The organism is Rhodoligotrophos defluvii (assembly GCF_005281615.1).
Taxonomy (GTDB): domain Bacteria; phylum Pseudomonadota; class Alphaproteobacteria; order Rhizobiales; family Im1; genus Rhodoligotrophos; species Rhodoligotrophos defluvii.
The window spans coordinates 632,074-646,927 of the sequence record NZ_SZZM01000001.1 but is presented as its reverse complement, the minus strand read 5'-3'; the positions used below and the strand labels follow the sequence as shown (position 1 = coordinate 646,927).

Here is a 14,854-nt window from a genome sequence, read left to right as displayed (position 1 = left end):
GCTCACGATCTGTCGCTCGCGACCTCCCGGACCATGAAGGCATCCGCGGCAGCTTGCTCGGCGGCCCGCTTCGAGGTTCCCTCCCCCTCCTGCGCCGGATAGCCTTCGATCGCCACCTCGATCTTGAACAGCGGGGCGTGGTCTGGCCCGCTGCGCGCCTTTTCCCGGTAGACGGGCGGCGGCAGGCCGCGGCCTTGCGCCCACTCCTGCAGGGCGCTCTTGGAGTCCTTGTGCATGGCGCCGATACCATCGAAATGGGGCTGCCATCGCTCCAGAATGAACGAGCGCGCCGCTCCGATCCCCCCGTCGAGATAGATGGCCGCGATCACCGCCTCGCAGGCATTGCCGAGAATGGCCGTCTTGCTGCGGCCGCCGGCCGCGGCCTCGCCGCTGCCAAGCCGCAGGAAGCGGCCGAGCTCGATGCTGCGCGCCACCTCGGCGCAGGTCTCCTTGCGCACCAGTGCATTGAACCGCGGCGCGAGCTCGCCCTCGGCGCTGTCGGGAAACCGCCGCAGCAACTCCTCGGCCACCACCAGCCCCAGCACCCGGTCGCCCAGAAACTCCAGCCGCTCGTTATCTGAATTGGCGCCGGTGGCAAACCCGGCCGGGGGCTTCTTACGATGGGTAACCGCGAAGCTTGCATGGGTAAGGGCGCGTTCGAGCAGATCGGTTGAGCGGAACCGGTACCCGATCCGCTCGACGAGCTTGTCGATCTTGCTGGGCTGTGAACGCGCTCCGCCCATCAATTGAGCAGCGTGAAGAACCGGTCCCAGCGGATCACCCAGGGCCAGTCCCACACCGCCAGCAGGGACGCATCCGGTTCATGGGAGAAGAAGATGATCTCCGCCTTGCCCACGAAATTCTCGAAGGGCACATAGCCCACCTGGCCGAGAAAGCGGCTGTCAGTCGAATTGTCCCGGTTGTCGCCCATCATGAAATAGTGGCCCGGCGGCACCAGGTAGTCGCGGGTATTGTCGCCCGGTGAATTGTCGTAGAGGTCCAGCGTGTAGTAGCTCACCCCGTTGGGTAGCGTCTCCTTGTAGCGCCGCACCGGCCGCTCCGTGCCATAGGCATCGGGCTGCATGATGGTGCCGGCCGGCTCGCGCTTCACTGGCTCGCCATTGATGTAAAGCACCCCGCCCTGCACCTGGATATGGTCGCCGGGTAGGCCGATCACGCGCTTGATGTAGTCCGTCTCGTTGTCGGTGGGCAGCTTGAACACCGCCACGTCACCGCGCTCCGGCTGGCTCGCCAGGACGCGGCCGTTGAACGGAAGCGGACCGATCTTGAACACGCGGTTGCCGAACAGGTCGAGAGAGAAGGTGAAGGAATAGCGGCTATAGCCGTAGGCGAACTTGGACACGAACAGGTAGTCGCCCACCAGCAGTGTCGGGATCATGGATCCCGAAGGAATATTGAAGGGCTGAAACAGAAAGGTGCGGATGACGAAGGCGATGATGAGAGCATGGATAACGACGCGGATCACTTCCCAAGCGCCGCCGGCAGCTTTCTTTTCTGTGTGCTCTGTCATCGACGTCATATCTGCCGCTTCAAATCGTACTCACAGGCGCGCATGATCGACGCCGCGTCATCGGGATCCATGGTTTCCCTATAAACCCTCGCCATCCGTTAAGCAAACGGCTTCCGGGCACGGGAAAAGACCGTTCACGGCTTGTTGCACCGCCGCCACGATGGAGCTGCCTTATTCCGCCGCAAGCGCATGGCCGGCGGCCATAGGCTCTGCAGTGATGATCACGAAGGCGTGGGCGTAGGGGTAATCGTCGGTGATGGTCAGGTGGATGACGGCGCGGCAGCCCGGCGGTGTCATGCCTTCGAGATGCGCGCGGGCATTCCCCGTCAGCACCATGGTCGGCCGGCCGGAGGGCTCGTTGACCACGCCCAGGTCGCGCCAGTAGACCCCTTTCCGGAAGCCGGTGCCGAGTGCCTTGGAGCAGGCCTCCTTCGCCGCGAACCGTTTGGCGTAGGAGGCCGCACGCGCCGCCCGCCGGTCCGACTTGCGCCGTTCGATCTCGGTGAAAATCCGGTTGGTGAAGCGATCGCCGAACCGTTCGAGCGATTTCTCCACCCGCCGGATGTCGATCACGTCATTGCCGATACCGAGGATCATGGCCGCCTGTCATCCATCTCGCCGTTCGGCATCAACGGCCGCCCTTGATCGCGCGCCGGCATCCGTCCCGCGTTGCGACGGGACTGGTAGGCCTCGATGCCAATGCGCGCAATATAGTAACTGATGGCGGCGAAAACCAACCCGAGCAAGGCGCCGCCAATCGTCATCGGCAGCAGCATCGGTTCAAGCACGGCCCACAGCCTGCCCCAGGCGTGATCGGAAGGCTCGAGCAACATCACCGAAAGATCTGGTGGCGAGGTGTCGGCCACCGCCTTGCTCGGTGTCCGGCCAAGCAGCTTCATGCCGATATTGTAGGACGTCATCCAGATCAGCGGGAAGGTTAGCGGGTTGCCGACCACCGTACCGATGGCCGAGGCCAACACGTTCCCTTTCAAGGCGAGCGCGATCAGAGCAGCAAGCAGGAAGTGCAGGCCAATGAACGGCGTGAACGAAACGAACACACCGCTGGCGATTCCCACCGCGATCCGGTGCGGCGTTCCCGAAATCCGGACGATGCGATACCAGAGATAAGTCAGGGCACGCCGCCACCCGCTCCTGGGCCAGACCCAATCCCGCAGCCTGTGCCGCAGCCTTGCCCTCTCTCGCCTTCCGAAAAGCATACGAGTCCTGTCTGGTATCCCTTGATTTGGCCGCGCCATCATATGGCCGCAAGCCTTGGCTCGACGAATGCAAAATGCGAACCGAGACCGCAAGTTGCCGTTAGCCCGTTGCGCGGCTCACGCTGCTGACGAGCGGCCTGCGTTTCAACGCCGCCATGATCCGGTTGAGATGCTTTATGTCGGTTACCTCAAGCAAGACCTTGAGGTCATAGAAGCCGGGGCCCTGGGCGTTCATCTGCAGGTTCAGAATATTGCCGTCATTCTCGCCGATGGCCTGTGTCACCTGCGCGAGCGCGCCGACCTCGTTGATGATCATCACACTGATCACGACCGGGAAGAGCTGGGTCGAGCCCGGCTCCACGTCCCAGGCGAGATCGATCCAGCGCTCGGGCTCATCGTCGAAGTTCTTCAGCGCCTTGGCGAAGATCGGATAGACCGTGATGCCCTCCCCCGGCGCGAGGATGCCGACGATCCGTTCGCCCGGCACCGCGCCGAGGTCGGCTGCGAATTTGAGGGGCAGGCCCGATGATCCGCGGATGGGAATGGCATCGACCTGCGGCTGTTGCCGGTTCAGCACCTTGGGCAGGCCGATCGCCCGCGCAAGCCCCTTGAGCCGGCCTCCGGCCGTGCCGCTCTGCTGGCCCTCGGTGATGCGCATGGCCTTCAACAGGTCCTCGCGCGGGATCTCGCCGCGCCCAATGGCGGCCAGCACATCCGCGACCGTCTGGTTCTTGAGGCCCAGCCTGGGCAAGGCTGCCTCGATTTCCGCCTCGTCGAAGCTGTGGCTGTGCTGCTTGAGGGTGCGCTCCAGCATCTCGCGTCCGAGATCGGCATATTGACGCCGGATCGCGAGCTTGGTGGCGCGACGGATGGCCGCGCGCGCCTTGCCGGTCACCGCGAAGGCTTCCCACGCGGCCGGCGGCGTCTGCACCTTCGAGCGGATGATGTCCACTTCGTCGCCATTCTCCAGCTCGGTGATCAGCGGCGCGTGCCGGCCGTTGATGCGGCAGCCGACACAGCTGTCGCCGATCTCCGTATGCACCGCATAGGCGAAGTCGATGGGTGTCGCCCCCCTCGGGAGGGCGATGAGGGCCCCCTTGGGGGTGAAGCAATAGACCTGGTCCTGGAACAGCTCGAGCTTGGTATGCTCCAGGAACTCCTTCGGGCTCGCCCCCTCCGACAGCATCTCCACGAGATGCCGAAGCCACTGATAGGCGCTCGAATCCCGCTCCAGCGGCACTGCGCCCGGCCGCACGCCTTCGCCGCTGCCCAGGTCCTTGTAGAGAGCATGCGAGGCAACGCCGCGCTCTGCCACCTCATGCATGTCCTGCGTGCGCACCTGCAGCTCGACCCGCTGCCGGTGCGGGCCGATGACGGTGGTGTGGATGGAGCGGTAGCCGTTCTGCTTGGGGTTCGAGATATAATCCTTGAACCGCCCCGGCACCGCCCGCCAGGTCTGGTGCACGATGCCGAGCGCCCGGTAGCACTGGTCAACCGTGTCGACGATCACGCGGAAGCCATAGATATCGGAGAGCTGGTCCAGCGAGATGTGCTTGCGCTCCATCTTCCGCCAGATGGCATAGGGTCGCTTCTCGCGCCCCGTCACCTTGGCCTGGATGGCGTGATCCGCCAGCTTCTGCCGCAGCGCCTCCTCGATCTCGTCGAGAATGTTGCCGCTTTCCACCCGCAGCCGTTGGAGGCGCGCGGTGATCGTGCTGTGCGCGTCTGGATTGAGCACTCTGAAGGCTATGTCGTCGAGCTCCTCGCGCATCTGCTGCATGCCCATGCGGCCGGCGAGCGGCGCATAGATATCCATGGTTTCCTGCGCGATGCGAACCCGCTTGTCCGGGCTCATGTGCTCGATGGTGCGCATATTGTGCAGCCGGTCGGCGAGCTTCACCAGCAGCACGCGGATGTCCTGGGAGATCGCCACCAGCAGCTTGCGCAGATTCTCCGCCTGCGCGGCCTCCTTGGTGGCAAGGTCGAGCTTCTTGATCTTGGTGAGGCCATCCACCAGCGCGGCGATCTCCGGGCCGAAGATCTCCTCGATCTCCTTCTCGGTGGTTCCAGTGTCCTCCACCACGTCGTGCAGCAGTGCCGAGGCGATGGTCGCATCATCGAGCTTCAGCTCGGTCAGAATCGCGGCAACTTCGAGGGGGTGGGAAAAATAGGGCGCGCCGGACGCACGCTTTTGCGCGCCATGGGCACGCATGGCGTAGACATAGGCCTTGTTCAGCAGCGCTTCGTCGGCATCGGGATTATAGCTCTGAACCCGCTCGACGAGCTCGTACTGGCGCATCATCGCCGCTTAGGACTCTGGCTAACGGATGTGACGGTCAATGATCCTGCGGCACAACCGTTAAAAGGAAAAGACCGGAGCGGGCCTTGCGCCGACACCCCGGTCCATGTCAGGTCTTTTAGGTAAACAGCCCCGCTCCGGCCACCTGAAGAGGCGACGGAGACGTGCCCCACCTCCGGCTCAGAGGCCCGAGCGCGAGCTGCCGGGGCTTTCGGCCGGCGGCAGGCCCTCGAGGCCGCGCAGCAAGTCTTCCTCGCTCATCCGGTCGAATACCACGTCGTCCTCGTCCGTATCGGAGAACTTGGCGGGGTTGGCCGGCAGTGCGATCTGCGGAACGGTCTCGGGCTCGGGCTCGTCGACCTCCACGTATTTCTGCATGGAGTGGATGAGATCCTCGGAGAGATCGTCCTTGTCCACCGTGCCGTCCGCAATCTCGCGCAGTGCGACCACGGGGTTCTTGTCATTGTCCCGGTCCACCGTCAGCGGCGAGCCCTGCGCGATCGAGCGCGCCCGGTGGCCTGCCAAGAGGACCAGCTCGAAACGGTTCGGAACCTTCTGAATGCAATCTTCTACGGTGACGCGCGCCATGCGGCTCGCTCCTCATCTGGTCTGGCACGTCGCCGAACCAAGCTGCCGAAGCAGCGGGGCAATCATGCGCTTGAACGAAGAGATAGGGCGCAAACCCGAACCAGCGATGGATTGCCGCGCCCTAAGTCCGGATCAAGGCTCTATTTATGGCCGATTGCCGCGAAAGGCAAGGCCGCCGGCGAAGTGAGCGGTCACTCCGGCCGGCCGGATCTTACTCGACCACCACCCTGGTTCCGACCTGAACCCGGTTATAGAGGTCGATGACCTCCTCGTTCAGCATCCTGATGCAACCGCTGGAGACCGCCCGGCCGATGGTCGAGGGCTGGCTCGTCCCGTGGATCCTGTAGAGCGTATTGCCGATGTAGAGCGCCCTCGCCCCCAGCGGGTTGTTGGGCCCGCCGGGCATGTGTACGGGAAGCCCCGGCTGCCGCTTGCGCATGGCGGCGGGCGGACGCCAGTCCGGCCATTCGGCCTTGCGGGTCACCCGGTGCCTGCCCTTCCAGGTGAAGCCCTGCCGGCCGACGCCGATCCCATAGACCATCGCCCTGCCATCAGGCAAAACGTAGTAAAGCTTGCGTTCTGACGTGCGCACTACAATCGTGCCCGGCTCGTGTGGACCGTGATAGGCCTGGATGCGCTTTCCCTCATATGTCGAGTTATAGGCGGGCGTCTCCGGAATGGCGGCCGAGAAATTGTAGCGCGTTTGTGCGTTGGCTGGCGCCAGCGCGAGATAGATCCCCGCGAGCGGCAATGCAGTCAGCAGCAAAAGGTGCCGCCCGGTCGCAAAGGTCTTGCCCATGGCTTGGCTCATCTTACGATTCATTCATAATCCCCGCCGCCATCAGACAGAATGAGGCTTACGATATTCTTAAGCCCTGCTGTAGGCCAAAGACTGGACCGTATGAGGAGCAGCGCTTCAGGCGCGGCCGAGCACCCTGCCCTCCCGGCTGCCCGGCAGGCGCTGGCTAAGCTGGGCTGCCGTCAGCCCCAGCACCGGGTGGTGCCAGAAAGGCGCAATCTCCCGGATCGGCTCCAGCACGAAGGGCCGCAGATGAAGCTCGGGATGAGGCAGGACGAGCGGATGGCGCCGGCCGCTGCGCCATTCCTGACGGCTGATGCCGCGGGTCACCACGGTCTCGTAGCACAGGAGGTCGAGGTCGAGCGCCCGCGGCCCCCACCGCTCGGCACGGCGGCGCCCGGCCAGGGCCTCGATCATGTGCAGGCGCTTCAGCAGCGCCGATGGCGGCAGATGGGTCTCGACCGCCGCCACCGCATTGGCGAAGACCGGCTGGTCGGTCCTGCCATAGGGCGTGGTCGACACGATCGTCGAGCAATCCACCAGAACGACGCCGAAATCGGCCAGTCTGCGTAAGGCCTCCTGCAAGGTGGCAGCCGGCGGGCCCCAAGGTCCCTGGAGATTGCTTCCCAAACCAACGAAAATCCGGGGTGCGCAGAAAAGGTCCATTAGTCGGCTGCAGTGTTATTGAACGCTGTTACAATAGGGAGAAGTCGCTTATAACGGCTTTGATCGAACAGGTCTTGAGGAATAAACCACCAAGATCGTGCTCGGCGAGGCGGCTAGCGGAACGGGCCGCGCGCCTTCTCGATTTCAGTAGTGGTGGCCTGTTGCTCTGAATTCAGGAGACCCCATGTTCTTTTATCCGGGCGAAAGGACCGCCCTTTTTATTGACGGCGCAAACCTGTATGCCACAGCAAAGGCGCTTGGGTTCGACATCGACTACAAGCGCCTGCTCAGCCTCTTCCGGAACAAAGGGCGCCTTGTTCGCGCGATCTACTACACGGCCCTGGTAGACGACACGGAATACTCGCCCATTCGGCCGCTGATCGACTGGCTCGATTACAACGGCTATTCGGTGGTGACCAAACCGACGCGGGAATTCACGGATTCTTTCGGCCGCCGCAAGATCAAGGGAAACATGGATATCGAGCTGGCAGTCGATGTCATGGAGATGTCGGCCAATCTCGATCACGTGATCTTGTTCTCCGGTGACGGGGATTTCCGCAGCCTGGTCGAGGCGGTGCAGCGGCGCGGGCTGAAGGTCAGCGTGGTATCGACCCTGGCCACCAAGCCGCCGATGGTTTCGGATGATCTGCGCCGGCAAGCCGACCAGTTCATCGACCTGATGGACCTGCGCGGCGAGATCGGGCGTGAGCCGAGCGAGCGCGAGCCGTCCAAGCGCGACGAGCCCTATGCGGCGCGCGACGACGATTTCGAGGACTTCGCCGATATCTAAGCGCCGAGATGACCTCAGCCAATCTCACGCCCTCGGTCGCGGAGCCTCCGCGCGACTGCCCGTTTTGCCCGCGGCTGGTCGCCTTTCGCGAAGCGGCCCGCAGCCAGTATCCGGACTGGCACAACGCACCGGTCGCCAATTTCGGCGATCCACAAGGACGGCTGCTGATCGCCGGCCTCGCACCCGGCCTGCGCGGCGCCAACCGCACCGGACGCCCCTTCACCGGCGACTATGCCGGCGAGCTGCTCTATTCGACCCTGCTGCGCTTCGGCCTCGCCGAGGGACATTACGCAGCGCGGCCTGACGACGGGCTCATGCTCAGGGATTGCCTCATCGCCAACGCCGTGCGCTGCGTGCCCCCCGAGAACAAGCCGACGCCGCTCGAGATAAACACCTGCAACCGCTTCCTCGCGGCAACCCTCGCCGCCCAGCCCCGGATACGGGCAATCGTTGCCCTGGGCCGCATCGCCCATGACGCCGTGCTCTTGGCCTTGGGCCTCAAGCGCTCCGCCTACCGCTTCGCCCATGGTGCGGTGCACGAGCTCGGCACGGTGACCCTCTTCGACACCTATCACTGCTCGCGCTACAACACTCAGACCTATCGCCTCACGCCCGAGATGTTCGCCGAGGTGATCGGCGCCGCCGCCGCGCACGTCAGATCTGGAGAGAATGCGCGATAGACCTCACCCGTGATGACGCAAGAGACGAGCCTTCTCCCGCTCCCACGACCGTTCCTTGAGATGCTCGCGCTTGTCATGCGCCTTGCGGCCGCGGGCGAGCGCCACCTCTGCCTTGGCCAGACCGCGCTCATTGAAATAGATGCGTAGGGGAACGACCGTGAGGCCCTCTCTCTGAATCGCCCCCGCCAGGCGGTCGATCTGCCGCCGGTGCATCAGCAGCTTGCGCGGGCGCCGCGGCTCGTGGTTGAAGCGGTTGCCCTGCCCGTATTCCGGAATATAGGCGTTGATCAGCTTGAGCTCGTCGCCTTCGACCGCTGCATAGGACTCCCCGAGCCCCGCCTTGCCCTCGCGCAAGGATTTCACCTCGGTGCCCTGCAAGGCAAGGCCCGCCTCGAAGGTCTCCATGATCTCGTAATCGAAGCGGGCGCGGCGGTTGTCGGCAACCACCAGCCGCCCGCCCTTCTGGGTGCTCGGATGAGGCATGGTCGCGATCAGTTGATCAGGCCGGCATGCCGCATGGCATCTTCGACCTGCCGGCGCGTGGTCTCGGTCGGTGCCACCAGGGGCAGGCGCAGCTCCGGCGTGGCCCGGCCAAGCAGGCTCGCCGCGAATTTCACCGGTGCCGGGCTGGTCTCGACGAACAGCGCTATATGAAGCGGCATGAGCCGATCGTGCAACGAGCGCGCCTTGATGAAATCGCCCGCCATGCAGGCCTCCTGGAATTCGGCGCAAAGCCGCGGCGCGACGTTGGCGGTCACCGAAATGGCGCCATGACCGCCATGGGCCATGAACCCGAGAGTGCTGGCATCCTCGCCCGAGAGCTGAATGAAGTCGGTGCCGATCTCGATCCTCTGCCGGGTGGCGCGGGTCACGTCCGATGTCGCATCCTTGACCCCGACGACATTGGGAACATCCCGGGCCAGCCTGGCCAGTGTCTCCACCGAGATATTTGCAACCGTCCGGCCGGGCACATTGTAGACCAGGATCGGGATGTCGACCGCCGAGGCCACCGCCCGGAAATGTTGGTAGAGACCCTCCTGGGTCGGCTTGTTGTAATAGGGCACCACCACCAGGGCCGCATCGGCCTTGGCCTCCTGGGCAAAGCGGGTGAGCGAGATCGCCTCGTCCGTGCTGTTCGAGCCGGTGCCGGCGATGACCGGCACCCGGCCGGCTGCGGCCTCAACCGCCAGCGCGATCACGCGTTCGTGTTCGTTGTGATCGAGAGTGGGCGACTCGCCCGTGGTGCCGACCGGGACGACGCCATGGGTGCCCTCTTTGATCTGCCAGTCGACGAAATCCTGAAATGCCTTCTCGTCGACCGCGCCGTCGCGCAGCGGGGTGATCAAAGCCGTGATCGAACCCTTGAACATCCTTTATTCTCCCGGGCCTTTCCAATGCGTGTACGCCATGGCTTTCCTTGCGTGCGGGCGACAATAGTGCTTCCAACCAGGACCAGCAAGCCGAACCGGGGTGAGCCTGCGCTGTTCCCGGTTTCATATCTGATGTGAACGTGTAAGGATCGAGCAATATGTTTCGATCATAGTCATAACTCATTAATCGTGGCTTACCACTGTAGGTTTAGGCTCGTAACGTGCAGGAAGTTGGTTCAAACTCGTCACTCATGAGCATGTCGGTCAATGGCGGCACCACACCCCACCGTGCGACGGGGCGGCGCAAGGCCTCGCAAGGGGTCATCGCGGCGAGCCTTGCCCTTGCGCTGATTCTGACACCCGCTTGGACTGCGCCGTCCATGGCGCAGTCCACCGGCACCTTTGCGACGGCGGTGAGCCGCACGCTCGCCGGCAAGCATGTGGAGGGCCAGGCGCTCGCCCGGCAGTTGTCGAGCCCCGTGGAGCGGAAGGTGGTCGAGTGGCTGTTCGTGCAGAGCGGATCGCCCGATGTGGGGCACGAACGCATCATGGCGTTCCTGGCTGAAAACCCGCACTGGCCCCAGCGCGATCTCATTCTGCGCCGTCTCGAACGGGCGTTCTATGACCGGCCACCGCCCGCTTCAGTGCTGCGCGCCCACTTCTCCCGGGCCCAGCCGGTAAGTTTCGCCGGGATGCTGGCGCTCGCCCGCCTCTACCTCGCCGAGGGCAACCGGAGCGAAGCGCAGCGCTGGGCGGGCAAGGCCTGGCGCGAAACCGATTTCTCCGCCGATGGCGAGAAGAAGGTGCTTGCTGAGTTCGGTGCGCTCATCACCGACAGCGACCATCGGCGCCGGCTTGTCCGCCAGATCTACGAGCAGGAGCCGGCGGCTGCGGCGCGCACCGCCGCCCGCATCTCCAGCGATCACGTTCGGCTCGTGCAGGCCGCCAAGGCACTGTTCGACGGCTCGCCAGCCGGCCTCAAGCTGCTGAGCAGCCTGCCGGCCAGCCTGCGTAGCCAGCCCGTCGCCCTGTACCCGCTGGTGCGCTATTATCGCCGGGCCGGCCAGGAGGAGAAGGCGCGCCAGATTGCGGTAACCGTCAATCCCAAGCCCGGTGAGCTGGATGCCCCCTATGCCTGGTGGGTCGAGAAGCGTCTGCTCGCGCGCTACGCCCTGACGCCCAATTCGCCGCAGGCCTGGGCCGAAGCCTACAAGCTGGTGCGGTCCCACGGGCATGAGGAGGGCTCCGGACTGCAGGAAGGCGAGTTCCTCGCCGGCTGGATCTCCTTGCGCTACCTGAAGAACCCGCGCCAGGCCTTGCCGCATTTCGAACAGCTGCGCCGCAGCGCCAAGTATGACGAGCGCATCGCCCAGGCGGAATATTGGCTCGGCCGCACCAAGCTGGCCCTCGGCGATCAGGGCGGCGCCCAGGCCCATTTCGCCGCGGCCGCGCGGCACCACTATACCTATTACGGCCTTCTCGCTCGCGATCGCTTGGGACACGGCGCCCAGCCGCTGCCAGTCGGCGGCGCACCGGAAGTCTCCGACAGCACGATCGCCAGGGTGAGCCGGTCCAACGACCTCATGGCTGCCGCGCAGCTCTTGGCCAATGCAGGGTATAACAGCCTGCTGCCCCAGTTCTTCAGCGCCGCGACGAGCAATGCCAAAAGCCACGAGGAGGCCGCGGCAATTGCCACCATTGCCTGGCGACTGAAATCGCCTCATCTGGCGTTGCGCACCGCGCGCCTGGCGCACCGCAAGGGCTATGATCTCGGCGGCTTCGCTTATCCCGTGAACGCCATCCCCAGGATCAAGCCGATCACGACGCCGGTCGACCCTGCCCTGATGTACGCGGTCATCCGCCAGGAAAGCGAGTTCAACCCGGTCGCGGTAAGCGGCGCCGGCGCCCGGGGCCTGATGCAGATCATGCCGGGCACGGCGCAGATGGTTGCCCGCCAGCACAAGCAGAGTTTCCAGCCGAGCAAGCTCACCGATCCTGTCTACAGCCTGACGCTCGGCACAGCCCATTTGAGCGACTTGGTGGAAGGGTTCGGTGGATCGTACATCATGACCCTGGTGGCCTATAATGCGGGCCCGCGCCGGGTAAGCGAATGGAACGCCCGTTTCGGCGATCCGCGCAAAGGCGAAATCGATCCCATCGACTGGGTCGAAGCGATCCCCTTCCAGGAGACGCGGGAATACGTGCAGAAGATCATGGCGAACGTGATGGTCTATCGCTCGCGCCTGGCGCCACGGGAAATGCGCGGCATGATCGCCGAGATCTCGCGCGGCGGAGCCGTGCCGATGACAGCCTCGACGACCGCGCCGGTGACGACCGCCGTCGGCGCACCCGAACAGCCGGAGGAAAGCGTTGCCCCAGCCGCAGCGGAGTGCAACAACATAACATCCATCGCCAGCCTGATCACCTGCCGGTGATGAGGAGGGCGGCATGGATGCCTCGGGCAAAAATGCCTCGGGCGTGGATGCCTCGGGCGTGGATGCCTCGGGCATGAATGCCCTGCCCTGGCGCCTGGTCACCTACCGCAGCGCCGACGGCCTGAAGCTCGTTGCCCGCGATTACGGACCGGAGCAGGCAAGTGCGCCACCCGTGCTGTGCCTCGCCGGTCTCACGCGCAACGCCAAGGACTTCCACGCTCTGGCCCTTGTGCTCGCCGAAAGCGGCCGGCGCGTCATCGTGCCGGATTACCGCGGTCGCGGCCGCTCTGATTACGGTGACTGGCGGCTTTACACGCCTCAGGTCGAGTTGCAGGACACCATCCAGCTTCTCACGCTTCTGAGGATCGGCGTGGTTGACCTGGTCGGCACCTCGCGCGGCGGGATCATCGCGATGCTGGCGGCGGCCGCCAGCCCTGGCCTCATCCGCCGCTGCGTGCTGAACGACATCGGCCCCGTGATCGAGGCGCAAGGCCTTTTGCGCATAAAATCCTATGTCGGGCGGCAGCCGGCCCAGGACTGGAGCACGGCGATCGCCGATCTTGCCCGCGCACACCCCGAGATCTCCGGATTTGGGCCTGCGGATTGGGCAGCCTTTGCCGAGCGGATCTACCGGGACCAAGGCGGATACCCAGTCCTCGACTATGATCCGGCGCTGGCCCATGCCTTGCCCGACGAGTCGCTGCTGAAGGCCGCGGTCTCCGGCGTCGTCCCACTGCCGACCTTGTGGGCGCCGTTCAAACTCTTGGCCGCGCGCCCCGTTCTGGTGCTGCGGGGCGAGCATTCGGACCTCCTGTCCCCCCTCACCTTGCGCCGCATGACGGCCCGGCGGCCCACTGTGCAGTCGCTGACCATCCCCGGGCGCGGACATGCGCCCTTTCTCGACGAGCCTGCGGCTTTAGCTGCCGTCAGCGCGTTTCTCAGCTGACAAACCGGCTTTCTGCGACAGCATCTGCAGCTGTTTACCAACTATTATGGTTATTTTCCTATAACCGATACAATCTAAGCGTGCATATTTACCTGTTTCGCGATTTTTAATCAGTTGTTGGTCCACACGAGGTGATTTCAATGGGTAGCCGGTTGTTGCTCCGCAATGCTCTTTCGTGCGTCGCGTTAGTCGCAATCTCCACACCGAGTGGTGCCGACGACATCGGCCTTTCCTCTCCGGGCTCTTCGTCACCCGTCCAGGAGGAGAATGCAAGTGCCGCTTCTGGCTGGAGCCGTTACGTGCCCAACTGGCTGTTGAAGCGGAATGCCAGCACGATCCCCTCCGCGCGCTATTTCGGTCTGACACCTTCCCAGCAAGAACGGACCGGCACGACAATGGTGAAGCCCGCCGCGGATTTGCCTGCCGACGAACACGTCGCCGAGATCATCTTGTCAGGTTATGTGAAAGGCGACGTGATCTACGACACCAGGCACGATCTGGGCGACATATTCCAATTCGAAAAACTCTTCGCGGACGACTATCGGCTCAAGCACACCAGAGTGCACGCCCGGCAGTCGAGGCTGCGCGTGCAGGCGCGGTCGGATACGGACATCGGCTATTTCCGCGCGATGATCGAAGGGGATTTCTTCGGCGGAACCTCGAGCGATCCCGCGCTTCGCCTACGCCATGCCTGGGGCGAGTGGGAGCCGGTCAATGGCGCCATCTTTGGCGCGGGCCAGTATTGGCGAAATTTCGTCCCGCCGGTTTCCGGCTTTATCACAGTTGACGAGAACGGGCCGGCTGGACTGGCCAGCAAACCCTTCGCCCCGCAGGTCCGTTTGACCCACAGATCCGGCCCGCTCGAATTCGCCATCTCGGCCGAGAATTCAAGCGTCAACCTTATCGCGGATAGGGTGCCCGATCTGGCCGGACGGGTAGAATACAAGGTGCCGGGCGGGTCAGCCTTTTATGTCTCGGGCCTCGGCCGCTACTTCTCCTCCCCGGCAGACATGCCGGAAAAGGATCACGCGCTCGGGTGGGGCGTCCATGCCGGAGCCAGCCTCAATCTTGGCGATCTCGCCGTTCTGTCGGCCGCGGTGACCTACGGCACGGGCCTTGGCTCCTATCTCATGGGCGGCACTGCAGCCGCTTGGTTCGAAGACACCGGCAAAGCCCACGTCCTTCCCGCTTGGGGTTTCTTCGCGGGCGCCCGCGTCTACCTCTCCGACACGACCAGCATCAATGTCGGAGCCGGTTATGCGAAGCCAAAGGCCTCGGCCTTGCAGAGGGCTGTCGACTACAACCTTGGTGGCGATGACCCAGCTGACGGCACCTTTACCAGCGAAACGAAGAGCCTGCATGCGAACTTCATCTGGGAGCCGATTGAGCAGATCCGCCTGGGGTGGGAAGTGATGTGGGCTCAAAGGAAATACTGGGCGGCTGGCGATCCGCTGATCGATCCGCCTCCGCCGCCTCGACATCTCAAGGCCAGCGATCTCCGCGGTCAGTTCGGGGCTTGGTTCTTCTTTTAGC

15 protein-coding genes are annotated in these 14,854 nt (G+C 64.2%); 5 read left to right on the top strand and 10 right to left on the bottom strand.

What is annotated here, in order from left to right; genetic code table 11:
- Window positions 1–2 precede the first annotated feature (2 nt).
- The 8 genes from rnc to folK all read right to left on the bottom strand — a co-directional run bounded on the left by rnc (window position 3) and on the right by folK (window position 7,064).
- A complete protein-coding gene (gene rnc / locus E4P09_RS03105; protein WP_137388099.1) occupies window positions 3–743 on the bottom strand; it encodes a ribonuclease III in 741 nt (246 codons plus the stop codon).
- The gene (gene lepB, locus E4P09_RS03100) at window positions 743–1,540 is read right to left on the bottom strand and encodes a signal peptidase I (RefSeq protein ID WP_137388098.1); all 798 of its coding nucleotides are present in this window, start codon (window positions 1,538–1,540) and stop codon (window positions 743–745) included. Before lepB ends, rnc begins: the two co-directional genes overlap by 1 nt.
- Before the next feature lie 162 nt (window positions 1,541–1,702).
- Entirely contained in the window at window positions 1,703–2,128 is a 426-nt protein-coding gene (acpS, locus tag E4P09_RS03095; RefSeq protein WP_137388097.1) for a holo-ACP synthase, read from the bottom strand.
- Window positions 2,125–2,748 (bottom strand): DUF2062 domain-containing protein, encoded by a 624-nt coding sequence (locus E4P09_RS03090; protein WP_170984201.1) that lies wholly within the window; start codon window positions 2,746–2,748, stop codon window positions 2,125–2,127. Before E4P09_RS03090 ends, acpS begins: the two co-directional genes overlap by 4 nt.
- A 100-nt stretch (window positions 2,749–2,848) precedes the next feature.
- The gene (locus E4P09_RS03085; protein WP_137388095.1) at window positions 2,849–5,050 is read right to left on the bottom strand and encodes a RelA/SpoT family protein; all 2,202 of its coding nucleotides are present in this window, start codon (window positions 5,048–5,050) and stop codon (window positions 2,849–2,851) included.
- Between the two features lie 177 nt (window positions 5,051–5,227).
- Window positions 5,228–5,635 carry a DNA-directed RNA polymerase subunit omega gene (gene rpoZ / locus E4P09_RS03080; protein ID WP_137388094.1) on the bottom strand — a complete coding sequence of 136 codons (408 nt, stop codon included), beginning with the start codon at window positions 5,633–5,635 and terminating at the stop codon, window positions 5,228–5,230.
- A 211-nt stretch (window positions 5,636–5,846) separates the two neighbouring features.
- The gene (locus E4P09_RS03075) at window positions 5,847–6,458 is read right to left on the bottom strand and encodes a L,D-transpeptidase (protein WP_239025006.1); all 612 of its coding nucleotides are present in this window, start codon (window positions 6,456–6,458) and stop codon (window positions 5,847–5,849) included.
- A 93-nt stretch (window positions 6,459–6,551) separates the two neighbouring features.
- Entirely contained in the window at window positions 6,552–7,064 is a 513-nt protein-coding gene (gene folK / locus E4P09_RS03070; RefSeq protein ID WP_239025005.1) for a 2-amino-4-hydroxy-6-hydroxymethyldihydropteridine diphosphokinase, read from the bottom strand.
- Window positions 7,065–7,284: 220 nt separating this feature from the next.
- On the opposite strand from folK, the gene E4P09_RS03065 reads away from it, so the two are divergent.
- Window positions 7,285–7,890 (top strand): LabA-like NYN domain-containing protein, encoded by a 606-nt coding sequence (locus E4P09_RS03065; protein WP_137388092.1) that lies wholly within the window; start codon window positions 7,285–7,287, stop codon window positions 7,888–7,890.
- Between the two features lie 8 nt (window positions 7,891–7,898).
- On the top strand, window positions 7,899–8,570 hold the full coding sequence (locus E4P09_RS03060; protein ID WP_137388091.1) for a uracil-DNA glycosylase: 672 nt from the start codon (window positions 7,899–7,901) through the stop codon (window positions 8,568–8,570).
- Between the two features lie 3 nt (window positions 8,571–8,573).
- Here E4P09_RS03060 and smpB read toward each other — a convergent pair whose 3' ends face one another.
- Entirely contained in the window at window positions 8,574–9,053 is a 480-nt protein-coding gene (smpB, locus tag E4P09_RS03055) for an SsrA-binding protein SmpB (protein ID WP_137388090.1), read from the bottom strand.
- 8 nt (window positions 9,054–9,061) lie between these two features.
- A complete protein-coding gene (dapA, locus tag E4P09_RS03050) occupies window positions 9,062–9,940 on the bottom strand; it encodes a 4-hydroxy-tetrahydrodipicolinate synthase (RefSeq protein WP_137388089.1) in 879 nt (292 codons plus the stop codon).
- A gap of 251 nt (window positions 9,941–10,191) precedes the next feature.
- Between dapA and E4P09_RS03045 the strand changes: the two genes are divergently transcribed.
- From E4P09_RS03045 to E4P09_RS03035, 3 genes are all read left to right on the top strand, one after another.
- Entirely contained in the window at window positions 10,192–12,375 is a 2,184-nt protein-coding gene (locus E4P09_RS03045; RefSeq protein WP_137388088.1) for a transglycosylase SLT domain-containing protein, read from the top strand.
- A 13-nt stretch (window positions 12,376–12,388) separates the two neighbouring features.
- A complete protein-coding gene (locus tag E4P09_RS03040; protein ID WP_239025004.1) occupies window positions 12,389–13,321 on the top strand; it encodes an alpha/beta fold hydrolase in 933 nt (310 codons plus the stop codon).
- Between the two features lie 299 nt (window positions 13,322–13,620).
- Window positions 13,621–14,853, top strand: coding sequence for a porin (locus E4P09_RS03035; RefSeq protein ID WP_137388087.1), 1,233 nt, complete (start codon window positions 13,621–13,623; stop codon window positions 14,851–14,853).
- Window position 14,854 lies beyond the last annotated feature (1 nt).